Source organism: Parvibaculum sp. (assembly GCF_040882025.1).
Classification (GTDB): Bacteria; Pseudomonadota; Alphaproteobacteria; order Parvibaculales; family Parvibaculaceae; genus Parvibaculum.
This window is the reverse complement of sequence record NZ_JBBECC010000135.1, coordinates 1-20904: the sequence shown is the minus strand read 5'-3', so window position 1 is coordinate 20904 and position 20904 is coordinate 1. Positions and strand designations below refer to the sequence as shown.

Genomic DNA, 20904 nt, shown 5'->3' with positions numbered 1-20904 from the left:
CACCTGCGCTGCGGCCGTCGGGGCGGGGGCGTGCGTAACGGCGCGCCGCTCGGCCACCGGCAGCATCAGCCGCGACGGCAGCGCGTCGACATCGATCGGCGCGGGCCCCGAAACGGACCGCGCCGCCACGCGGGGCGGTGGCTGATAGGCAACGCGCGGCAGCGGCACCAGGACCGGCCGCAATTGCGCCAGCTCGACATCGGAGAAGGGGCGGATGACGGCGGGAACGGGCCGCCCCTCGACATAATTCACCGCCGGCGCCTCCCCCGGCGCCTGCCACAGGCTCGCCGCCGACATCGCCGCGACGAGGCCGAGGCTGAGGCCGATACTCGCCAGCGACCCGCTCTGCCAGTAGCGCCCGGTGCCGGGCGCCGTCAGCGCCGACACGCCCCGCGCCGTGCCGCGCCGTGCCGCGCCTGCAGCGCGAATGGCACGCAGGGCCGCACGGTCCGCCGTCCGGACCGCACCCGCGCCGGCCCGCCGCCCTTGCGAAGCAACACTGCTGCGCAATCCCCCCGCACGGACGGCGAGATTGCGCGCCGGCGTGCGCCAGGCCACATGCGGCAGACGCGGACGGGGAAATTGCGGATAGGGAAACGGCGAACGGGGAAGCTGAAGATGCGGCACCCGCAAGCGGGGGAATTGCCGCCGCGAAAGCCGCGGCAGCGGCGGTTGCGGAAGCCGTGGCTGCGGCAGCCGCAAACGCGGCCGCGGCCACGAGAACCGCGGAACATGAACGTGAAGACGCGGCAGGCGCGGCACCGGAAGCCGCACGCGCGGGATCTGCAGGCGCGGGAGCCGAAGCCGTGGCAATGACGGGCGGGGAAGCCGCGCGCGCGGAAGCTGCACGCTGGGAAGCCTCAACCGCGGCAGCGGCACACGCGGCAACCTCGCGCGCGGCAGCCGCAATCTCGGCAAGACCGGCCTTGGAATATGCGGCCGCGGAAGACGCAAGCGCGGCAGTTGCAGGCGCGGCATCCGGAAGCGCGGCACCCGGAAGCGCGGTAGCGCCGGACGTGGAAGCGCCGGACGTGGAAGCGAAGGAACGGTCCAGCCCCCGGCAATCCGCCGCCATGCGGGCAACTTTTCTTCGGCCGGCGTCGGCGCCGGCGGGAGGTTTTCGCTGATGCGCGCAAAATCGGCATCGCGCCAGGGCAAAGCCTCGTCGCCCGGCCGCGCCGGGCGCGCGCCGCTGATCCTGGAAAAATCCCAATCTGGCAGGTCGTCTGACGGATCGTCGGTGTCTGGCGGTTCAGGCGGGCCGGTCATGCGCGAATCCCTGGAGCGTTTCCAGGTGAAGTGCCTCCTTTAAAACAAAAGGGGGCGGTTCACCGTCCGTAAACGCGATAAAACAAAGACTTGGAGTCGTTCATCGTTTTCGTGAAACGATGAACGACTCCAAGAGAGGACCGCGATTCAGTCTGCCACCGTCCATGCCCGGCGGCGTGATCGTTTCGTGACCGGGCGGAAAAACGAAAGGAGTCCGCTCCCGTTTCGGGACAAAACCGGCAATCGGGACGCCATTCCTTCGTCCCGCGCGCGCTATCGCCCCGGCGGCGGCGCGGGCACGGCCTTCAACTGCGGCCCCGGCGCGCCGCAGCTGATGCTGCCGATGGAGTTCGCGCCGTAATCGAAAAAGCCGCCCGCTGCTTCAAGCGGCGCATGCTTCACATTGGCCGGCAGATAGACATAGCAGATGCGCCCGTCGATCGGGTCGCGCCAGCGCTGGATCAGCGTATCGGCGAAGGGCCCGGCATATTGCGCCTGCAGTTCCATATGCGGGAAGACCGGCTTCTTCACCGGCGGCGCCGGCGCGGCGGCGCGTTCGCTTACGGCGGCAGGTACGGGTTCGGGTGCGGGCGCGGACGTTCCTTGCGCGAAAGGCAGCGACGAAAGCTTGCCCTCGCCCAGAGATCCGCCGATGAGATAGGCGCCGAGGAAGAACGCGCCGATCAGCGCGATCAACATGCCCATCAGGATTGCAAAGAGTCGCATGGCCGAATTCTCCCGAACGCCTGCCATCAGCGCATATTTCCCTCAACAAAATGCTAAATCGCGCATTGGCGGCGCTTTTCCGCGGGCCTACCAGGCGTAGCGAAAGCCGACGCGCCCGCCGACCGTGCCTTCCTGCATGCCGGCGGCGACGCCCGCATTGAGCGACCAGTTCTCGTCGAGCCGCATCGCCGCGCCGAGCGCCGCGCCCTGCTGCCCCTCGAACGTGCCGACCCCGCCCGACAGCGCGAATTTCTCGTGTTTCGCGAGCCCCGATGTGCCCGACATCGCAAAGGCCATCGCAACGCCTTCCTGCGTCTTGTCGATATCGTTGCTGAGGCTGGTGTAGACGCCCTGGAGCTGGCTCACATTGACGCCGTCGGTCTGCGCCACGCCCGCGGTCACATTGGTGATGCGCCGCGTATTGCCGGACGAGCCGACCGACACCGTGTCCGCCTCGTCGGCGACCGAGCCCGAGCCGAGCGCGACGCTGTTCGAGGCCGTCGCCATGGTGCCGTCGCCGAGCGCGACGCTGTTCGCGCCCGACGCCGACGAAAGCTCGCCGACCGCGACCGCCTGGAAACCGTCCGACGCCGCTCCGCCGCCAAGCGCGACGCCGCCCTGCAGGCTCGCATGGGATTCCGCGCCGATGGAAACGGAGCTTGAGCCGTTCGCGCTCGCGGCATAGCCGCCCGCATAAGAGGCAAAGCCCGTGGCGTCCGCGTTCGGTCCCACGGCAACCGACAGCGAGGCCGTCGCCGTCGCATTCTCGCCGAAGGCGGCGCTGCTGCCGCCGGTCGCGGTGGTGTTGTCGCCGAAGGCCGCACCCCCGCCCGACGCCGTGCTGCCCGCGCCCATCGCGATCGATCCCGTCGCGGTGGCGCCGGTGCCGATGGCGATGGCGTCAGCCCCCGTGGAAGACGCGCCCTCGCCGATCGCGACGCTGCCGTCCTCCGTCGCCTCGGAGTTCCAGCCGATCGCGACCGATCCCTCGCCGCCCGACACACTGTCGCTGCCGAGCGCGATGGAGTTGAGGCCCGATGCATGGGCGCCCGTATCGTCATCGTCGTAATCGCTGCCGATGGCGATGGCGTTCTCGCCTTCCGCATAGGCGTTCTCGCCGAAGGCACTGGACTCGACGCCTTCCGCCGTACTGTCCTGCCCGATGGCGCTCGCGCCTTCGGCCAGCGCAAAGGCGCTGTCGCCGAGCGCGGTTGAATCGGCCGCGCTTGCATGAGCGTTGCCGCCCACCGCCGTCGAACTGCTGCCGTTCGCCTCGGAGAACGCGCCGAACGCCGTCGAGCCGAAACTCTCGGCATAGGAGTTCGTGCCGACCGCCGTCGAAAGAAAGCCCTCTGCGGTCGCGCCCGCGCCATAGGCGCTCGCGCCCTCGTCGTCGGCCAGGCTGCTGACGCCGACCGCCGTGGAGCCGCCTTCGGCGGCTTCCGCGAAAGCGCCGACCGCCGTCGAATCCTCGCCACCCGCAATCGTGCCCGTGCCATGGGCCGTGGCATAGTCCGCGCCCGCGCTGCTCTGGAAGCCGAAGGCCGACGAGCCTTCGCCGGCCGCTTCGCTCGCGACGCCATAGGCTGCCGAAAAATCGCCGCCCGCTATGCTGGAATTGCCGTAGGCGGCGCTGCCCTCGCCGCTCGACTCGGCGCCCGCGCCGAAGGCAGAACCGCCAAGGCCGGTCGCCGCCGCGCTGTCGCCGCAGGCCGTCGCGTTGGGGTTGGTGGCGGTGGCGCCGTTGCCGGTGCCGGATGTTTCATCGACGCAGACGGTCGCGTCGGCGCGGGCAGGCGTCGCGGGGAGAAGCATCAGGCCAAGGCCGACCGCCAGCGCAAGCGCCGCGCCGCTCCATGCCCGCCGGGTCCATCCGGACCGCCTGTCGTGAGCCCCCCGGCCCATCTTGCCCCCTCTGCGGCATCCCGCAGCCATGCCCCCGCGCGCAAGGCGAGGCCGTCACCCATTTCCATCAGGCAGCCTCTTCCGGCTGCCCCATAATGAAACAGTAAATTCCCGCTCGATAGAAGCAGTTTGTGAAATGAATCCCGCGCAGGGTTAATCGCGCCCCGCGCGCGGAACCCCGTTTGCCCCGTTTTCCGCCAGCTGCAGCGGTTCCGGCGCGCTTCCCCGCCCAAGGGCGTCACCCGGCGAAAGCCGGGATCGCCGGATGACATCTGAATTCCGGATAAGCGTTGGAAGAATCTTCGCGCCGAAGCGGACCGCGCCGCGAGATGGAAGAGCGGTCCGGCGGCAATGTGGCGGCGAAGGCAACGAGACGTCCGGACAATGGCTTCAGGTCTCGCCAAGCGCTTCGGCGAGCCCGCAGTGAAAGTGCCGGTTTGCGCCTTCGAAAAGGCCGAAGGTAAGAACGTCATTGGCGCCGGACCTGAGGCCGTGCTGGGTCGCGCTCGCCATCTCGCGATCCTCGGCGGTTCCCGCCGTGACGAAGTCCTGACCGATCTTGACCGTCATGTCGCTTTCCGCGCGATCTGACAGCGTGTAGGTGACAAGCCGTGTGCGCTCCACCGCCCTCGGTTCGAGCACCGCCATTGTCATATGGCTCGGGAAGGTCGCCACCGCGACATTGGGAAACAGAAGATTGAGTTGCGTGAGCGCGCCCCGCGCGCGCCGCTCTGCCGGCGGCACATCACGGAGTTTCTCGATGGTGCGGTAGGGATAGCTCACCCGGCAATTCCGGCCGAACGTCTCGACGACCGTCACATTGTCGTATTGCCGCGGGTAGAAGGTTTCCGCATGTGTCGAGCGGATGTGATAGCCCTCAAGCAATCCGTCCACGAATATCTTCCAGTTGAAATCGAAATCCTGCTCCGACATGGAAACGAGACGCCACCCCGGCCCGAAATAATCGGGTATGACATCGTCCTCATTGTCCGCACCGCCCGCTTCCTGCGTCACGAACACCATGCCGTGCTTTTCCGTCGTGGCGAGCGGCACAAGCCCGTGCGCGCTCTTGTCCAGACCGGGAAAGCCGTATTCGTGAGGAACGCCGCGCAATGCGCCATCCAGCCCATAGGTCCAGGCATGATAGCGGCAGGTGAACGCATTCCTGCAGCCTGTCCCTTCTGCCAGCCGCACGCCGCGATGCCGGCACGCGTTGCGAAAGGCGCGAACCTGCCCGTCCTGCCCGCGGACGGCAATGATCGGCGTCAGCGACGCGTCGCGCGCCACATAGGAACCCGCTTCCGGCAGCGCCGCCGAAGGGCAGAACGGCGTCGGTGTTCGGTGAAATACAGAGGCGATCTCCGCCGCGAAGCGTTCCCGGGACGTATAGTTCTCGACCGGTTCGCGCCACACCCCCTCGCTGAGATCGGTGGTCTTGCGATCGATATGATCGAGCAGCCGTTCGATGACGGTGGAATCGTCGGCGAGCAGGTTACGCATGTTTCTCTCCCGGGAGTGTTGGTGTTTCCTGTGCTTCGAAAATCCGCGACATCCGGCAGACCTCAGCCGATCTCGCTGCGCCGGCGTGGCCGTTCCTCGGCGCTGCCCTGGCTGTAGTCGCCGAACGGCGCGTCCCGTTCCGCCACGGCCTTCTTCACGCCCGCGCGCGCGGCCGTCCGCACGAAGGCGCGGCCTTCCGGCGTATTGCGCATGATCCCGTCGAGCACCGGCCCGAGTATCTGTGTGCTTTGAAGGCCCATATTGTCGTAAGCCTGATTGACGATGAGCTTCATGGCGGAAAGCTGCGTCAGCGGAATCCGCGCAAGCTTCGCCGCAAGCGCGGCGGCGCGCTCGTCAAGCTCTTCCAGCGGACAGGAGAAGTTGATCAACTCCATTTCCGCCGCTTCCTTGCCGCTCACCCACTCGCCGGTCAGCGCATAATATTTCGCCTTGGCGAGACCGAGCCGGTAAATCCACATGCCGGTGAGGTGACACCCCCAGACGCGCGAATAGGGCGTCCCGAACCGCGCATCGTCCGAGGCGATCACGAGGTCGGCACAAAGCGCGAGTTCCGAGCCGGCGCCGAGACACCAGCCATGCACTTTTGCGATGCTGGGCTTGAGCCCGCGCCACAGCCCCATGAAGAGCGGAATGCCGCCCGTGAAGGCGTTGGTGGAATTGTGGACATCCATCCCGGGGTCGTAGCCCTCCTCCACATAGTCTTTCGCGTGGGAAAGCCCGCCCGAGAAATCGAAGCCGGCGCAGAAACTGTCGCCCGCACCTTCAAGCACGATCACGCGCACATCCCTGTCCCGGTTTGCGCGCCGGAGCGCCGCATCGAGCCCCACCGCCATTTCGGCACGGATCGTGTTGTGCTTTTCGGGACGATTGAGCGTGATCGTCGCAATCGCGCCCGACTTGCTATACTTCACGGCGTCTTCGGACATGGATTCGTTCCCGTTTGAGGTCGTTCGGCCAATCGCCTGTGCGAACGCTTACCGAGTGGTAAGCTACCTTGCCTTACCGATTGGTAAGCTGTCAACCCGTCATCCGGTTTTCCGGGGGAGGCCTGCTATTTCACGCGCCACCGCAACCGCCGTCGGCGATACGCGCGACGCCTTCCTGAAAGCGGCGAAAAAGCTGTTCGCCGACAAGGGCTTCTACGGAACCAGCATTGCCGCGATCGCAACCGAGCTGGGCCTGACCAAGCAGGCCCTCATCCATCACTTCGGCACCAAGGAGCGGTTATATGGCGAAGTCCTGTCGCAACTGGCAGGTCATCTCACGGCGCTTGTCAAACGGACCGGCGCCGCCCATCCCGGCCCGGCCGAACAACTGGAAGAACTGTTGCTCGGCCTTTACGAGAACACGCTGAAATATCCCGACGACACGCAACTGCTGATGCGCGAACTGCTCGACAACAAGGGCCGGGCGGAGCACGCCCATAGCTGGTATCTCAAGGATTTTCTGGATGCGGTTGCCGCGCTTGTCCGCAAAACGCCGAAGGGGCAAACCTTGTCCCACGCCGAAGCGCTCGCACGGATCTACATGATCCTCGGCGCCGCCAATTTCTTTGCCGTATCGCAGCCGACTCTTCGCAACATGTACGGTCAGCGCGAATACGGTGCCTTGAAAAAGCAGTTTCCGATGGAACTGCGGCGCATGGTGCGCGCCGCATTGGACATCGCCTGACCGCCCGCGGCCGCCAACAAAAAAAGCCGGCCCCTCGCGGGACCGGCTTCTTCCTTACCCGGACAAACCCGGGACAACCTTGTTCAGCCTCTCCATCGCACACCCCCGTCGTTTGAACGGCAACGCCGGTCAAATGACGGCAAGCGCGACTGCGCGTCGGCGCCCCTGCGCCGCAAGCCAAGCGAGCGGACGCGAGCGCCGGCGTTTGAGGCCGGCATTTATGCCGCGTTGTACCCCAGCACAGCCTTCACCTCGAGGAACTCCTCAAACCCGAACTCGCCCCATTCGCGGCCATTTACTAGCTTGCACAGTCCAAGGGGTGCTAGGAGGCGTTCAGCGCTGCAGACGGCTAATCAACATGCTCCAATAGAATTCCGCTGCCCCCTCAAACGAGAGATTAACATCGCGCTCCGCCCCCATATTCGCCATGCCAATTGAACGAAGATGGAGAGAAAGTTCGTCCGCCTCGACGGTCAAATTCTCGTTGTACGAATTGCTCTCATTGGTCTCACTGGCCGAATAGGCAATCCCTGCACCCAAAATGCCGCCGCCCATAAAGATAGTGCAGCGGGAGATCGCGCGCCCGTTCTTGTAAATGATTGAAGTAAAGCGGTTTGCATCGACACGCCGAAAACTGGTTTCGACACCTCGGTTGCGATCCTCTAGCTCACGAAGCGAGTTTTCAAAAAATTTGGCCATGAACTCAAAGGCGTCGTGCTTGAAGATGTCCTTGTCGCGTTCACTGAACTCCTTCGCCAAACGCAGGTTGCTCGAACGGGGCCCGATCACGTTGGCCTTGGCTTCGGAAAGAGGCGGCGGCTTGGAGGGTCCGGGAACGGCGACAGGTCTATCCGATCGCGCAATAGCGCTCTTGATTGCTTTCGTGACCTCCAGAAAAGCCTGATCTCTATCTGGCCACTGGGTGATAGGACGACCATCAGTTGGCGTAGCAAGCAACTTTCCGAAAGGCGCGCCTTGCCAATCACAGGCGCGAAGTATCACCGGCACGACAACGGCTCTTCCTTCTTCATGCCTCTCGAGAGCCCGCATCATCTCGCGATCGTAACAATAGTCCGAGGCAAGAAAATCAGCGCTGACCAATAGCAAAACTATGTCTGCCTCTTCCAGATGACTATCGATCTCACGGCCAAAGTCTGCGCCAGCGCCGATGCGCCGGTCATGCCAGATATCTATCGCGCCTTGCCGACGGAGCATCGCAAGCTGCTTTTCCAGTTGATCGCGCAGCGCCTCATCAGCATGCGAGTATGAAAAAAATACCTTTGCCATTTTCAGAATTCACCTGATGCTTGCACTTTCAAGTGTCGAGTCGCAGGAAATCTTTGCCAAACATCAACGGACGGGATTACACCATGGCACACGTTATCGGACATCAAGAGCTGATGAAACTTGAGAAGACCAAATCCGGTGACCTAGTGGTATTCGAATACGAAAGCAGCGCGGCACTCGGAATTGTCTTCGGTCACAATGAAGATGGGGCCCCGCTGATCGGGATACTTCAGAGTTGCTATGGCGCCCCGCGAATCTACCAAGGCTTTGGCGATAAAACCTGTGTTACCTATGGCGACGACTGGACTATGGAGCCAATTGTCAGCACGTTGCCGTCACTTGATGTTGTGGAGACAGACAAACATGCGGGGTTGCTGGCCCTATCTGCAACAGGCTGGTTGATGAACTTCATGACAAGTGGCGCCGATCAGTACGGGCGATTCACGTCGCAATGGAGGGACATGGCCACTTTTCAACTATTTCAAGGCGCGACCCGCCGGATAGCCCGCTATGAAGCTTGGAGGCTGTGGGCTCCAGCGTCAGACCGGGACCGTGTCGGCGCACTTCCCTTGCTGGACTATCAGGCGAGACCGCCCAAAAGCGGATGACTTTTGCGATCGCAAAAAGCATGGCGAACGCCGCTCGCCCTCAACAAAAAAGCCGGCCCCTTTCGGGACCGGCTTCTTCCTTGTCCGGACTAACCCGGAATTCGCATCAAGCCGCGTTATACCCCAGCACGGCCTTCACCTCGAGGAACTCCTCGAAGCCGAACTCGCCCCATTCGCGGCCGTTGCCGGACTGCTTGTAGCCGCCGAAGGGCGCGTTGAGGTCGGGGCCGGCGAGGTTGAGGTGCACATTGCCGGTCCTGAGCCGCGAGGCGACTTTCCGCGCATGTTCCGGCTCGCCCTGCACATAGCCCGAAAGGCCGTAGACCGTGTCGTTGGCGATCCTGACCGCGTCTTCCTCGTCCTTGTAGGGAAGGATCGCCATCACCGGCCCGAAGATTTCCTCGCGCGCGATGGTCATGTCGTTCGTCACATTGGCGAAGATCGTCGGACGCACATAATAGCCCTTGTTGACGCCTTCCGGCCGGCCGGGGCCCCCGGTCACGAGCGTTGCACCCTCCTCGATGCCCTTCTGGATCAGGCCCTGAATCTTGTTGAACTGCACTTCCGAAACCACAGGCCCGATCGTCGTGCCCTCGGCGTTCGGGTCGCCCGCCTTGACGTTCTCGGCGGCGGCCTTCGCGATCTGGATCACCTCGTCCTGGCGCGAAGCCGGCACCAGCATGCGCGAGGGCGCGTTGCAGCTCTGGCCGGAATTCGACATCATGCCGAACACCGAGCCCGTCACCGCCTTGTTGAAGTCGGCATCGTCGAGCACGATATTGGCCGACTTGCCGCCCAGCTCCAGCGCCACGCGCTTCACAGTGTCCGCCGCCGCCTTCGAAACCAGAATGCCGGCCCGCGTCGAGCCGGTGAACGACACCATGTCGACATCCGCGTGCGCCGACAAGGGCGAGCCGACGCCGGGCCCGTCGCCATTGATAAGGTTGAACACGCCCTTCGGCACGCCCGCCTCATGCAGCACTTCGGCGAAGATATAGGCGTTGATCGGCGCCACTTCCGAAGGCTTCAGCACCATGGTGCAGCCAACGGCCAGCGCCGGCGCCACCTTGCAGGTGATCTGGTTGATCGGCCAGTTCCACGGCGTGATGAAGGCGCACACGCCCACAGGCTCGCGCAGGATCCGCGTCGGGCCCTTGTCTTCCTCGAATTCGTATGTCTTCAGGATTTCGAGATTGGTGTTGAGATGCGCGATGCCCATGGCGGCCTGCGCATGCTGCGAGAGCTTCTGCGGCGCGCCCATTTCCTCGGTGATCGCCGCGGCGATTTCGGCATAGCGCTTCTGATAGACCGCCATGATCGACTGCAGAAGCTCGATGCGCTCCTGCTTCGTCGTCGTCGAGAATTTCGGGAAAGCCGCTTTCGCCGCCGCCACCGCCTTGTCGACATCCTTGGCCGAACCCATGCTGATGCGGGCGAAAGGCTCTTCCGTCGCCGGGTTGATGACGTCGAGCGTCTTCTTCTCGACCGGGTCGACCCACTGGCCGTCGATATAGAATTTCAGATAGTCCTTCATGGGGGCAGTCCTCCGTGTTTGATGCCGTCCCTCGGCCGGTCCGGGCCCCCGCCGTCTTTCGCAGGCGTTCGGGGCTTTTCAGGTCCGGGCCGAACCCTTCTGCGGGGTCCGCCCCGGTGCCGGGAGGGGATTCCTGTTGGGAAGAAACCTCGCATGGGGCGCCCCGCCCGGTCCAGCGTAAAAGGGCCTCGAAACCCGCCAAATCGCCGCGTAAATTCCTGTGGCAGGCCCTGTAACAGCCGGGCCGCCGCCACAATTCGGACGCGATGCCGAAAGACAAGAATGCGGAGCCGAGTGGCCCGCGCCGGAAAGTCGAACGACAGGACCAAAGACAACCCATGTTCATTGACGGACGCAACGTCCCGGACGGCACCACCGTCGAAACCGACCTCGCGATCATCGGCGCGGGCGCGGCCGGCATTTCGATCGCGCGCGAGCTGGCGGGCTCGGGCATCTCCATCGCGCTCATTGAAAGCGGCGGCTTCGAATTCGATGCCGACACGCAGGCGCTCTATGAAGGCGAGATGGCGGGCGTCGAATATCCGATGGCGAGTTCGCGCCTGCGCTATTTCGGCGGCACCACCAATCACTGGGGCGGCTGGACGCGGCCGCTCGAGCCGATGGATTTCGAGGAGCGTGACTGGGTCCCCCATTCCGGCTGGCCCATCACCCGCGCCCTTCTCGACCCCTATTACGAACGCGCCGCCGATGTCTGCCAGCTCCGCTCCACCGCCTTCGACGATGCCTCGGCCTGGGCCGAGGGCGGCGAGCCGCTGCCGCTCGCGGGCGACGAGGTGATGACGCGCTTCTTCATCTACAGCCCGCCGACGCGCTTCGGGAAAAAATACCGGCCCGACATCGAGGCCGCAAAAAACGTCGCTTGCTATCTCAACAGCAACGTCATGGAAATCGTGCCGACCGAAAACGGCGCCCGCGTCGAGCGGCTGCGCCTCGGCACGCTGTCGGGCGTCCGCTTCGAGGTGAAGCCGAAAGTCTGCATCCTGGCGGCCGGCGCCATCGAGAATGCGCGCATCCTGCTTTATTCCAACAGCATCGAGCCGGCGGGCCTCGGCAACCGCAACGGCAATGTCGGCCGCTTCTTCATGGAGCATCCGCACATCCCCTCGCCCGCGACCTTCCTCGTCACCGACCCGGAACAGGTGGCGCGCTTCTACCGTACCTACACGAAACTCGACAATTCGGTCGTGCGCGGCTGTTTTCTCTTCACGCCCGATTATCTGCGCCGCACGCGGCGCCTGGGCACCGTCCTCACCTTCGGCATGAGCTATGCGGTGACGGACGCCACCGGCTCCGAGGAAGGCCAGCGCGATCCCGCCGCATGGGTCCAGCCGCTGGTCTTGAAGCTCGCCCGCGACACGACCGCGGCGCCCGTGGCCGCCGGCGGCGAACTCGGCTGGCGCCTCGGTGTCGGCTGCGCCTCGGAGCAGCAGCCGAACCCCGCCAGCCGCATCACCCTGTCGGACGACAAGGACCCGCTCGGCCTTCCCCGCACGCGCCTTGCCTGGCGCCTCCGCAAGGCCGATGCCGACAGCCTGCGCGGCAATCTCGAAGCGCTGGCCCGCGCCTTCGGCGCCTGGGGCGAGGGCCGCGTCCGCATTCTCTTTCCCGAACGCGACGAATGGACCGAGGCCGAGGGCTGGGGCAATCACCATCTCGGCACCACGCGCATGGCGAGCGACCCGAAAAAGGGCGTCGTCGACGCCGATTGCGCCGTACACGGAATGTCGAACCTCTTCATCGCCGGCTCTTCGCTCTACCCGACCGGCGGCACCGTCAACCCGACCCTGACGCTGGTGGCGCTGGCGCTGCGCCTCGCCGACCATCTGAAATCCCGTTTCGAGCAGGGAGCGTTCATCTGATGGCAAAGCATATGGAGACCGAACACGACGACGCCCATCCAGCCGCGCCCCACCCCGTTTCGAGGCGCGACGTCGTCGTCCTCGGCGGCACCGCGCTCATCGCTGCCGCCCTGCCGGCGCTCCTCTTCCGCCGTGCGCCGAAAAGCCTCTCTTTCGACGCCGATGTCCTTTTGAAACTGCTGGCGGACCCGGAAGCCGCCGCGAAGCTCGGCGAAATCTGGTTTGCCGAAAGCCGGCCCGGCGAGACCCGCGCGGTTTACGAAACGCGCCTCGCGCGCCGCCTGCGCGCCTTCGGCTGGTCGCCTTCCGCCACACCCGAACTTGCGCATCGCGCGCTCGCCGCCACCACCCGCGCCGACTATCGCACCGGCCGGATGGTCGAAATCGAGAAGTGGCAATTTGCCGAAACCGAAGCCGACCTCTGTGCGCTGGCCGCCCTCGTCATGCGCGAGCACACGCCCGAGGCATGATTTCTTCCCGCACGCGGGGACAAGTCATGGATATCCCGGGGAGAAGTGTTCCGCCGGGCGGGGATAAGCGGCGGGATAAATCGTGCCGCCGCGCTTTTATGACAGTTTTTTGACAGTTTGATGACAGAGGGGGGGGTCAGCAGGGTCCGTCGCTGTCGATTTCGACCGATCGCGCCCTCACTTCGATTGTGCCCGCGCGCCCCCCCGGCGCCGGCCGCCAGTTGAGCGGCGAGGGCAAAACCGAGGCCAGCTGCGCCGCCTGTGCCGGCGACAGGTCGCCCGCGCCGACGCCGAAAAAATGGCGCGCCGCCGCTTCCGCGCCGTAAATGCCGGGGCCGAGTTCGATGACGTTGAGATAGAGTTCGAGGATACGCCGCTTGCTTAAAAGCGTTTCGAGCCAGACGGTTATGTAGACCTCGCCGCCCTTGCGGAAATAGGTTCGGGCCGGCCACAGAAAGAGATTCTTGGCCGTCTGCATACTGATCGTCGAGGCACCGAGCACGCGCCCGCCGCGCCGCCGCCGCTCGATCGCGGTGTCGACCGCCTCCCAGTCGAAGCCGCCATGTGTGCAGAATTTGGCATCTTCCGCCGCAATCACGGCGCGCTGCAGATGCGGCGAAATCCGCGTGAGCGGCACCCACGCCTTCGAAATCCCGTGCCCCTCCAGCGCGCGAATGAGCATCAGCGGCGTCACCGGCGGCGGCACTACCGCGTAGAGAAGGATCAGGAAAGCCGGCAGAAAAAAGAGAAACAGAACCGCCTGCACCGCGATCAGCCCCACCCGCCACGATCGGCGCATGCCCGCGCTCTCGGCCGCGCGCTCGCGCAGCCGGTCGCCGCCGGGGCCTTCAGGTCTGATCTCAGCGCTCATCGTCCGCGATCATCTGCAAGGATCTCCGGCAGCACAAGCCCGCGCGTGTGCCGCCAGCCTCAATTGCCCCAATCGGGACACGCTTCGGCCTTCATGCCCTGTGCATCCTAATCTGGATCTTGTGGCAATTTTGAACAAATCGATGTTGAGGGAGATGAAAATGGTGAAAACAGCGGCGGCCTTCGCGATGGCTGCCTTTCTGCTGACGGCGGGTTGCTCCGATCTCAATCAGACCGAAAAAGGTGCGTTGACGGGCGGCGCCATCGGCGCGGGCGTCGGTGCGGCGGCAGGCGCAGTTACAGGCGGTTCGGTTGGCACCGGAGCGGTCGTGGGCGGCGTGATAGGCGCTGCCGCCGGCGGCTATATGGGCTGCCGCGACGAAGGAAAGTGCAAGCGATAACGCTTGCGGGCCGGCCCGGAAAGGCCCGGCGAAAACCGGTCGCCTGGCCCTTCCTACTTTCCGGGCCGCAGCCGTTCCTCGACGGCGTCAAACGATCCGGTGACCGGCGCCGTCGCGTCCTCGCGCCAGACATCGGCGGGAAGCGCGCGGTCGATCTGCACACATTGCATCCCGGCCGCCCGCGCCGCCGCGATCTCGCCCGCATGATCGGAAAGAAAAAGCACTTCACCCGCCGGCATCTCCGCCGCCCGCGCAATGGCTTCATAGGAGGCCGTGTCGAGCTTGCCGCCGATCCGCGTATCGAAAAAACCGTCGAAAAGCGGCGTCAGGTCGCCCTTGTCGGAATAGCCGAAGATCAGCCGCTGCGCTTCCTCCGAACCCGATGAATAGACGAAGAGCCGCAGCCCCTGCGCCTGCCAGCGCGTGAGCGCCGCCGCCGCGTCGTCATAAACCGGGCCGTTCAGCACCCCGTCTTCATAGCCCTGCCGCCATATCAGCCCCTGCAGGAATTTCAACGGCGGGGCCTTCCGGTCCTCGTCGATCCAGGCGAGAAGCAGCGCCACCGTTTCATCCATTGACGCATCGGGAATGCCGCCCAGTTCGCGCGCTTCCGCAAGTGCCGCAGCGACTTCCGTCTCGCCGCCATGCGCGGCAACGAAACCCGCCAGCCGCTCCCGCGCATAGGGAAACAGCACCTCATGCACAAAGGCGATGGGTGTCGTGGTGCCTTCGATGTCGGTGACGACGGCGCGAATTTCGCTCACGCCGCCGCGCCAGCGAATTTTGGAAAACGCGTCGCGATGTCGTCGCCGGTGAAATGACCGACCCAGCCCTCGGGTGAGGTAAAGATGCGGATGGCGCAGAAATGCGGACGTGGTCCTGTATCGAACCAGTGCGTCGTCCCGGCCGGAACCGAAATCAGGTCGTTGCGTTCGCAGACGACGCGATAGACGCGCCCGCCCTTGCGCAGATAGAACGCGCCCGCCCCCTCGACGAAAAACCGCACCTCATCATCGTCATGCGTGTGTTCGGCCAGGAATTTCCGCCGCAGCGCCTCGCGGTCGGGATTGTCGGGCTTCACCCTCACGACATCGGCACTCTTGTAGCCGCCTTCAATCATCAGACGCTCGACCTGCGAACTGTAGGCGGCAAGAACGATCGCCTGATCCGCATCGTCGGCAAGCGCATGCGGCGCGTCCCAGCGCTCGAACGCAACGCCGATTTCGGCAAGCGATGCTGTGATCGCGGCGGCGTCCCTTGTATCGAGCAGCACCTTCTCGGGATCGGTATCGGGATAGACGGTAAGCTGTGTCATCTTGCGCCCTCCTCGTGAAGCTGGGCAGTGAGCAGAAAATCGAACGCTTCCATATGGCGGATCGTCTCTTTGACGTTCGCACCCCAGACATATAGGCCGTGACCGGCGATAAGGTAGCCCGGCGCCGTCCCGCCTTCCTTCAGCCGCCCTTCGACAAGCGCCGCGAGACGAACCGTGTCCTGGTCGTTGGCGACGATCGGAATGTCGAGCGCCGTCTCATGCGTCGTCACGCCGGTGAAAGCCTTCAGCAGTTCCCAACCTTCGAGACGCAGCGCGCCCACGCCCGCATGGCGCCGCGACAGCACCGTCGCCGCCAGGCTGTGCATATGCGCGATGGCACCGATCTCGGGCACAGCCGCATAACGCGCCAGATGCAGCGGCGCCTCGGCCGAGGCCCGCGGATGGGCGGCACCTTCGATCTCGACCTCGATCACACCATTTTCGTCAAGCGCCGCCTTGTCGCCGCCCGTCGCCGTCACGGCGGCCCGCGTCTCATTGATCCGCACAGAGAAATTGCCGCTCGTTGCCGGCACCCAGCCGCGCGCGCCGGCAAACCGCGCCATGGCGACGACGCCTCTCGTGGCCTCGGCAAAATCCGTTTCTGCGGCAGACATCGGCGGTTCAAACTCCGGACAAATCGAGAATCGCCGCCACCATAATGGATTTGCAGGGCGATGGAAGCCTCCAGCGAGGGCTCATCACCGGCGCGTATAAAGCCGCAATTCGGAATGAAATCCATCGACGGTCTTGTAGCCGTAGGGTTCCGTATTGACGGCGGCGATCCGGTAGTCGGGGAAAAACCGGTCGTAGCGGTCGCCCGGAATCGGTTCGACAACGCCGACATCGTTGGTCGCCGTCCGCTTCTGTTTCCCCTCACGCAGATTGCGCAGAAGCGCGGCATCGGCGCCGAGCCGCGCGACATGCCGGCAGTAATTCTCGACGACCGGCGGCTCCATCTCCTGAAAGGAAATGAAATTGACAAAGAGATCGATCTTGCCGCGAAGACGCTCGAGCTGCCAGGGACAAAGCACCACGGCCTTGTATCGTCGCCGCAAATCCGCGATCTCGATTTCCTCGAGATCCTGCAGATCCTCGTACGTACCCACATTCTCGCTGCCGAGAACCTGCTGCAGATACCAGGTCGCTGCAAAGGCTGTCGGTGGTATGTCGACATCGATGTAGAGCAGATCGTTCTCGGGATCGGCAAGAAGCGCCTCGCCGAGCGACCCGAATCCGCCGCCGATTTCCATTACGACGCCGATATGCGCGCCCGGAAGGCTCTGCTTCAGAAATCCGAGGCCGAGCAGATAGTTCAACAGCGACCGGCTGAATCGTCGCCCGTCGAACTCGAAATGCTCGATCGGATTTCCGGCCCGGCTCTCCGAGACACGGTCGATATGGGGCTGCCCGCCGCCGGACGAAGCGAGATGAACCCGGTAATCGGCGTGCGCCTGCTCTTCCCCGGACAAGGCGCGCTGCAGCCGCATGCGTGTCTTTGCATCGCCATGCCCCGCCGCCGCAAGCGCCGCGAACGTGCCCTCATAAGCATCCGGACACACGCCGAAACCGGGAAACCCGTAGGTCGGAACGAAATAGGAGAGGCACGCATCCGCGCGCCGGAAATTCTCGATGCCGGTCGCTTCGATGTCGGCCGCCAGCCGCACCAGCCCCTGTTCCCAAAAATGAGTCGGGCGGTAGAGCGCCGGCGCTGTCTTGACGTCATCGAGCATTCGATGAAGAAGTGCATAGGCTGACGATTTTCTCATGCTTCATTACCCGATATTCTGGAATGCAGGGCGCCGGCGCGAATCTCGTTCAATCTCGTTCATATGTCGAACCTTATCTCAAAGCGGCGGCGCAGAGCATCGCCTGGCATACGGCCTTAGCCCGACATAGTCCACAGGACCGAGTCCCGCCGCAGCACGTCCTCAACGCCCGCGACACGCATCCCGCAGGAAATAGCGCTGAGCGCGAAGCCGCGTTCGATCACATGGGCGAGCGTGCCGTCGAGCTGTCCCTCTTCCGGCTCGAAATCGTCGGCGCCGATCGCAAGGCTCATCAGCGGTTCGAGCGCCGGAAGGCGCGCGACGAACATCGAGCCCGCGAAGAAGCGGCCCCGCGTTACATCGCGGGCGCTCAGGCCGAGCCGTTGCGCCAGCCCGAAAACCCGCGCCTCGTTGGCGACGACATTGTCGTGCAGCCCGGCGAGATGCCGATCGGGGCCCGTCATGCCAAGAGAGGCGTCCTTTTCGAAGGCGGCGAGAATGCGCCCGAAGCCGTCGCGCCCGGCAATCGGTTCGACCAGCCGGCGCCGCCAGTCCTCGCCGTCCTTGCGATGCACGGATCTTTTGGTGTGAACCTTCGCGACGAGATCGAACCCTTCGGCGCAGATCTCGTCATAGATATTGAGGAAAGGAAGAATGTCGCGGCCGCGATTGTCGAAGACGCGCAATATGTGGTCGCGTCCCGCCGCCGCCAACAGCCTTTCGATCTCGGTGCGGCGCTCCGCGGTGGTGGTGACGAAGAGCTTGTGCTCCGGCGGCACGTCGCGCATCGCTTCGAGAATTTCCGCGAAGACATCGGGATAGAAGGCGTGAACCGCGAGCGCGGCGCGGAGCGGACGCCGCGGCCTCGGCGCCGCCGCCGCGTGGCGCGCCTGCGCGACGCGCAAAGCCTCGACCCAGGCATAGCCGTAACGGCGGTCTTCCGCGAGCGTGGGGCCGTCCTCGTCTCGCCGCACAAGATCGATGAAAACGAGTGCTGGCGCCGCGCGGCCTTCCGCCTCGCGGAGCGCCGCGCCGAGCGCCGCATGGACGGCGCGGCCGAAAAGTACCGGCGGCGTGTCGGGAAGCCGCGCGGCCCCGTCCATCCCACCTTTGTCCGCCTCGCCCCCGGCGCCTGTCGACAGGGCGCCGGCATCCGTCCCGACAGGGAGCGATCTCGAATCGTCGAGATAAGGCGCGATCGCCGCGATGAAGGCCGGCTCGCCTTCCCCGTCGACCCGGCGCAGGACAAAGGGGAAGTCGCGCGCCGCATCGGCGAGAAAGCGTTCGACGGGCCCGGGCAACGAAAGCCGCGCGCCGTCCCAGCCGCAAGGCAGGCAAAGACCCGAGAAGCCGGCAAGGCGCGCCTGCGTCAGAAGCGCGGCATCGATTTCGGGAACCGATCCGCCGCGAGAGAAATCGGCAATAAGCTGCAAGGACGGGACAAGGACCGGCGGCCGCACCGCCGCGCCCACCCGCTCCGGATAGTCGAGGGTGCCTTTGGTGAAGCCGGATCGACGCACCGGCAGGGCCAGCGCCGCGCCCCAGTCTCCCCGCGCCGCCGCGCCGACGCCTCTTATGCCGTTCCGGCGGATCGCCTCCCGAAACATCGGGTAGCTCTCTCTTCCGGCAAGAAGGCGCAAGACAAACCGCAATGTCAGCCCGGCATAGAACCTGGCATAGCCCCTGTGCTGCAGCCGCCAGTCCAGCCTCGCAAGCATATCGGCGGGCCCGTCGGCGGTAATGACGAGCGCGGCCGCGTCTTGCGTCAGGACGATCGGCACATAGGGCGTCGCCGCGCGCGGCGCGCCCTCGATGCCGGCCGCGGAGCGCGCGACATCGACGTCGCCGCGCGCGGTCTCTCCGCCCTCGGCCGCAATCTCGATGGTCAGCGCCGCCGCGTCCGGCAACGGCATCGAGGCGCGCAGCAAATAACGCCCCGCCGGCAGCGGCGCCGCATCCGCAAGCGTCAGGCGAAGGGATGAGCGCCCGTCTTCCCGCGGCGCGGCGCTGCAGACGCTTGCATGCAGAACCATCCCCGATCGGACGGTCCGCATGACGGAAAGGCGCTTTAGGCCGCTCCCCACTCTCATTGCTCCCCGCAAGCGCGGCCTCATGGGCCGAAACGACGCCATAAGGGTTCGATAAGACATTGTCGGACAAGGCGCAACAAGGGCGTCCCATGAACTTATCCCCGCGCGCAGACCCCGCCCTACGATGCCTTCATCCGGCACAGCGAAAGGGAACGCCATGTCTTCCGAAACGACAGAACTTCTCGGTCTGCCCTGCATCATGCCGAACCAGGCGCAGAAACATGTCACGCATAACGAAGCGCTGCGGATGCTTGATGCGCTGATCCAGCTTGCGGTGAAGGCACGCGATCTCGCATCGCCGCCGCCCGCCCCGGCGCCCGGCGAGCGCCACATTGTCGCCGGCGGCGCGTCCGGTGCGTGGACGGGACGCGAAGGCGAGATCGCCGCCTGGCTCGACGGCGCATGGGTTTTCTTCACGCCGAACAAGGGCTGGCGCGCCTGGGTCGAGGACGAGGAAAGACTGCTGGTCTTCGCGGCGGCCGGCTGGGTGGATTTCACGGCCGCCGCCACACAGGCCGACAGCTTCGGTATCAACACCGAGGCCGACGAAACGAACCGCCTTGCCGTCAAGTCCGACGCCGCGCTCTTTTCTCACGACGACCAGACACCGGGCACCGGCGACATGCGGATACTGATCAACAAGGCGAATATCGCGAACACGGCCGCCCTGCTGTTTCAGAACGGCAATTCCGGGCGCGCCGGGATCGGTCTGGCCGGAACCGACGATCTCGCCGTCAGGGTCAGCGCGGACGGATCGGTCTGGGCGGACGCGATTGTCGTCGATCGCGCAACGGGCCGCGTGAGCTTTCCCGCCGGCTCGGATTATCGCGAGCGGCTTGTCGCCGACCGCACCTACTACATCCGTGGCGACGGCGCCGACGGCAATGACGGATTGGCGGACACGCCCGGCGGCGCTTTCCTGACGCTCCAGCACGCAATCGATGTCGTGACGGGCGCGCTCGATCTCGGCGGCCGGAATGTCACGATCCAGTGCGCCGACGGCACTTACGCCGGCTTCGACATGCTTTCGCCCCAGACCGGCGCCGGACTGATCGCACTACGCGGCGACCCGGCCGCCCCCGGAAATGTCGTCATCGACGGCGCTGTCTCGATCGCCGCCGGCGCCGTTCTCCACGTCGACGGCATCAAGCCGGTCAACGCAGCCGGCAATTGCTTCAACGTATCGACGACCGCCCTCGTCACCTTCGGCGCGGTGGAGTTCGGCGCGGCGACCGGCGTGCATGTGCTCGCGGAAGACGGTGCCAACGTCAATTTCACCGCCAGCTACACAATCAGCGGCGGCGCCAGCCGTCACATCGTCGCGGCGCGCCAGGCTCAGGTGAGATACACGGCGGCCTTGACCGTAACGGTGACAGGAACACCGGCCTTCAGCACCGCTTTCGCCCAGTGTAATTTGCTTGGTCTGATCGTTGCCAATTCGGCAACATTTTCAGGTAGCGCTACAGGAATGCGTTATCAGTCATTCCGGAATTCATACATCCAAACCGGTGGCGGTGGCGCGAGTTTCTTCCCTGGGAGTACGAACGGCACAGATTCCGAAGGAGGACTCTACGGTTGAGGTCAAAGAAAA

At 64.9% G+C, this 20904-nt stretch carries 19 protein-coding genes; 6 read left to right on the top strand and 13 right to left on the bottom strand.

The window, feature by feature from the left end:
- The 5 genes from WEB61_RS09855 to WEB61_RS09835 form a co-directional block, all read right to left on the bottom strand.
- On the bottom strand, positions 1-510 hold a 510-nt coding region (locus WEB61_RS09855), incomplete at its 3' end, for a hypothetical protein (protein WP_368064168.1).
- Between the two features lie 1032 nt (positions 511-1542).
- Positions 1543-1995 (bottom strand): hypothetical protein, encoded by a 453-nt coding sequence (locus WEB61_RS09850; RefSeq protein ID WP_368064167.1) that lies wholly within the window; start codon positions 1993-1995, stop codon positions 1543-1545.
- 87 nt (positions 1996-2082) lie between these two features.
- Positions 2083-3900, bottom strand: a complete 1818-nt coding sequence (locus tag WEB61_RS09845) for a YadA family autotransporter adhesin (protein ID WP_368064166.1) — start codon at positions 3898-3900, stop codon at positions 2083-2085.
- Positions 3901-4290: 390 nt separating this feature from the next.
- On the bottom strand, positions 4291-5400 hold the full coding sequence (locus WEB61_RS09840) for an aromatic ring-hydroxylating dioxygenase subunit alpha (protein ID WP_368064165.1): 1110 nt from the start codon (positions 5398-5400) through the stop codon (positions 4291-4293).
- 62 nt (positions 5401-5462) lie between these two features.
- Positions 5463-6347, bottom strand: a complete 885-nt coding sequence (locus WEB61_RS09835; protein ID WP_368064164.1) for a crotonase/enoyl-CoA hydratase family protein — start codon at positions 6345-6347, stop codon at positions 5463-5465.
- Here WEB61_RS09835 and WEB61_RS09830 point away from each other — a divergent pair.
- Positions 6346-7092: a TetR/AcrR family transcriptional regulator gene (locus WEB61_RS09830; RefSeq protein ID WP_368064163.1), complete on the top strand. Its 747-nt coding sequence runs from the start codon at positions 6346-6348 to the stop codon at positions 7090-7092. The two genes, WEB61_RS09835 and WEB61_RS09830, sit on opposite strands and share 2 nt — an antisense overlap.
- A gap of 333 nt (positions 7093-7425) precedes the next feature.
- Here the strand turns inward: WEB61_RS09830 and WEB61_RS09825 are convergent, their stop codons facing one another.
- Entirely contained in the window at positions 7426-8379 is a 954-nt protein-coding gene (locus tag WEB61_RS09825) for a toll/interleukin-1 receptor domain-containing protein (RefSeq protein WP_368064162.1), read from the bottom strand.
- A gap of 83 nt (positions 8380-8462) precedes the next feature.
- Between WEB61_RS09825 and WEB61_RS09820 the strand changes: the two genes are divergently transcribed.
- Positions 8463-8987, top strand: coding sequence for a hypothetical protein (locus tag WEB61_RS09820; RefSeq protein ID WP_368064161.1), 525 nt, complete (start codon positions 8463-8465; stop codon positions 8985-8987).
- 106 nt (positions 8988-9093) lie between these two features.
- On the opposite strand, the gene WEB61_RS09815 is transcribed toward WEB61_RS09820, so the two are convergent.
- A complete protein-coding gene (locus tag WEB61_RS09815; RefSeq protein WP_368064160.1) occupies positions 9094-10521 on the bottom strand; it encodes an aldehyde dehydrogenase family protein in 1428 nt (475 codons plus the stop codon).
- A 338-nt stretch (positions 10522-10859) separates the two neighbouring features.
- On the opposite strand from WEB61_RS09815, the gene WEB61_RS09810 reads away from it, so the two are divergent.
- Entirely contained in the window at positions 10860-12401 is a 1542-nt protein-coding gene (locus WEB61_RS09810; RefSeq protein WP_368064159.1) for a GMC oxidoreductase, read from the top strand.
- Positions 12401-12871 carry a hypothetical protein gene (locus WEB61_RS09805; RefSeq protein WP_368064158.1) on the top strand — a complete coding sequence of 157 codons (471 nt, stop codon included), beginning with the start codon at positions 12401-12403 and terminating at the stop codon, positions 12869-12871. The genes WEB61_RS09810 and WEB61_RS09805 overlap by 1 nt, the downstream gene beginning before the upstream one ends.
- 136 nt (positions 12872-13007) lie before the next feature.
- On the opposite strand, the gene mtgA is transcribed toward WEB61_RS09805, so the two are convergent.
- A complete protein-coding gene (gene mtgA / locus WEB61_RS09800; RefSeq protein ID WP_368064157.1) occupies positions 13008-13742 on the bottom strand; it encodes a monofunctional biosynthetic peptidoglycan transglycosylase in 735 nt (244 codons plus the stop codon).
- A 160-nt stretch (positions 13743-13902) separates the two neighbouring features.
- Between mtgA and WEB61_RS09795 the strand changes: the two genes are divergently transcribed.
- Positions 13903-14142: a hypothetical protein gene (locus tag WEB61_RS09795; protein ID WP_368064156.1), complete on the top strand. Its 240-nt coding sequence runs from the start codon at positions 13903-13905 to the stop codon at positions 14140-14142.
- Positions 14143-14195: 53 nt separating this feature from the next.
- Here WEB61_RS09795 and mtnC read toward each other — a convergent pair whose 3' ends face one another.
- From mtnC to WEB61_RS09770, 5 genes are all read right to left on the bottom strand, one after another.
- Positions 14196-14906, bottom strand: a complete 711-nt coding sequence (gene mtnC / locus WEB61_RS09790; RefSeq protein WP_368064155.1) for an acireductone synthase — start codon at positions 14904-14906, stop codon at positions 14196-14198.
- On the bottom strand, positions 14903-15457 hold the full coding sequence (locus WEB61_RS09785) for an acireductone dioxygenase (protein ID WP_368064154.1): 555 nt from the start codon (positions 15455-15457) through the stop codon (positions 14903-14905). The genes mtnC and WEB61_RS09785 overlap by 4 nt, the downstream gene beginning before the upstream one ends.
- Positions 15454-16071, bottom strand: coding sequence for a methylthioribulose 1-phosphate dehydratase (mtnB, locus tag WEB61_RS09780; RefSeq protein WP_368064153.1), 618 nt, complete (start codon positions 16069-16071; stop codon positions 15454-15456). The genes WEB61_RS09785 and mtnB overlap by 4 nt, the downstream gene beginning before the upstream one ends.
- A gap of 84 nt (positions 16072-16155) precedes the next feature.
- Complete coding sequence (locus WEB61_RS09775; RefSeq protein ID WP_368064152.1) at positions 16156-17223, bottom strand: putative sugar O-methyltransferase; 1068 nt, start codon at positions 17221-17223, stop codon at positions 16156-16158.
- A 116-nt stretch (positions 17224-17339) separates the two neighbouring features.
- A complete protein-coding gene (locus WEB61_RS09770; protein ID WP_368064151.1) occupies positions 17340-19256 on the bottom strand; it encodes a rhamnan synthesis F family protein in 1917 nt (638 codons plus the stop codon).
- Positions 19257-19470: 214 nt separating this feature from the next.
- On the opposite strand from WEB61_RS09770, the gene WEB61_RS09765 reads away from it, so the two are divergent.
- On the top strand, positions 19471-20892 hold the full coding sequence (locus WEB61_RS09765; RefSeq protein ID WP_368064150.1) for a DUF2793 domain-containing protein: 1422 nt from the start codon (positions 19471-19473) through the stop codon (positions 20890-20892).
- Positions 20893-20904: the final 12 nt, after the last annotated feature.

Coding starts and splice junctions, on each gene's coding strand:
- WEB61_RS09825 (WP_368064162.1), bottom strand. CDS start 8,379: ATGGCAAAGGTATTTTTTTCATACTCGCATGCTGATGAGGCGCTGCGC.
- mtnB (WP_368064153.1), bottom strand. CDS start 16,071: ATGTCTGCCGCAGAAACGGATTTTGCCGAGGCCACGAGAGGCGTCGTC.
- WEB61_RS09810 (WP_368064159.1), top strand. CDS start 10,860: ATGTTCATTGACGGACGCAACGTCCCGGACGGCACCACCGTCGAAACC.
- WEB61_RS09805 (WP_368064158.1), top strand. CDS start 12,401: ATGGCAAAGCATATGGAGACCGAACACGACGACGCCCATCCAGCCGCG.
- WEB61_RS09845 (WP_368064166.1), bottom strand. CDS start 3,900: ATGGGCCGGGGGGCTCACGACAGGCGGTCCGGATGGACCCGGCGGGCA.
- WEB61_RS09775 (WP_368064152.1), bottom strand. CDS start 17,223: ATGAGAAAATCGTCAGCCTATGCACTTCTTCATCGAATGCTCGATGAC.
- WEB61_RS09850 (WP_368064167.1), bottom strand. CDS start 1,995: ATGCGACTCTTTGCAATCCTGATGGGCATGTTGATCGCGCTGATCGGC.
- WEB61_RS09830 (WP_368064163.1), top strand. CDS start 6,346: ATGGATTCGTTCCCGTTTGAGGTCGTTCGGCCAATCGCCTGTGCGAAC.
- WEB61_RS09815 (WP_368064160.1), bottom strand. CDS start 10,521: ATGAAGGACTATCTGAAATTCTATATCGACGGCCAGTGGGTCGACCCG.
- WEB61_RS09835 (WP_368064164.1), bottom strand. CDS start 6,347: ATGTCCGAAGACGCCGTGAAGTATAGCAAGTCGGGCGCGATTGCGACG.
- WEB61_RS09785 (WP_368064154.1), bottom strand. CDS start 15,457: ATGACACAGCTTACCGTCTATCCCGATACCGATCCCGAGAAGGTGCTG.
- WEB61_RS09820 (WP_368064161.1), top strand. CDS start 8,463: ATGGCACACGTTATCGGACATCAAGAGCTGATGAAACTTGAGAAGACC.
- mtgA (WP_368064157.1), bottom strand. CDS start 13,742: ATGAGCGCTGAGATCAGACCTGAAGGCCCCGGCGGCGACCGGCTGCGC.
- WEB61_RS09765 (WP_368064150.1), top strand. CDS start 19,471: ATGTCTTCCGAAACGACAGAACTTCTCGGTCTGCCCTGCATCATGCCG.
- WEB61_RS09840 (WP_368064165.1), bottom strand. CDS start 5,400: ATGCGTAACCTGCTCGCCGACGATTCCACCGTCATCGAACGGCTGCTC.
- WEB61_RS09795 (WP_368064156.1), top strand. CDS start 13,903: ATGGTGAAAACAGCGGCGGCCTTCGCGATGGCTGCCTTTCTGCTGACG.
- WEB61_RS09770 (WP_368064151.1), bottom strand. CDS start 19,256: ATGGTTCTGCATGCAAGCGTCTGCAGCGCCGCGCCGCGGGAAGACGGG.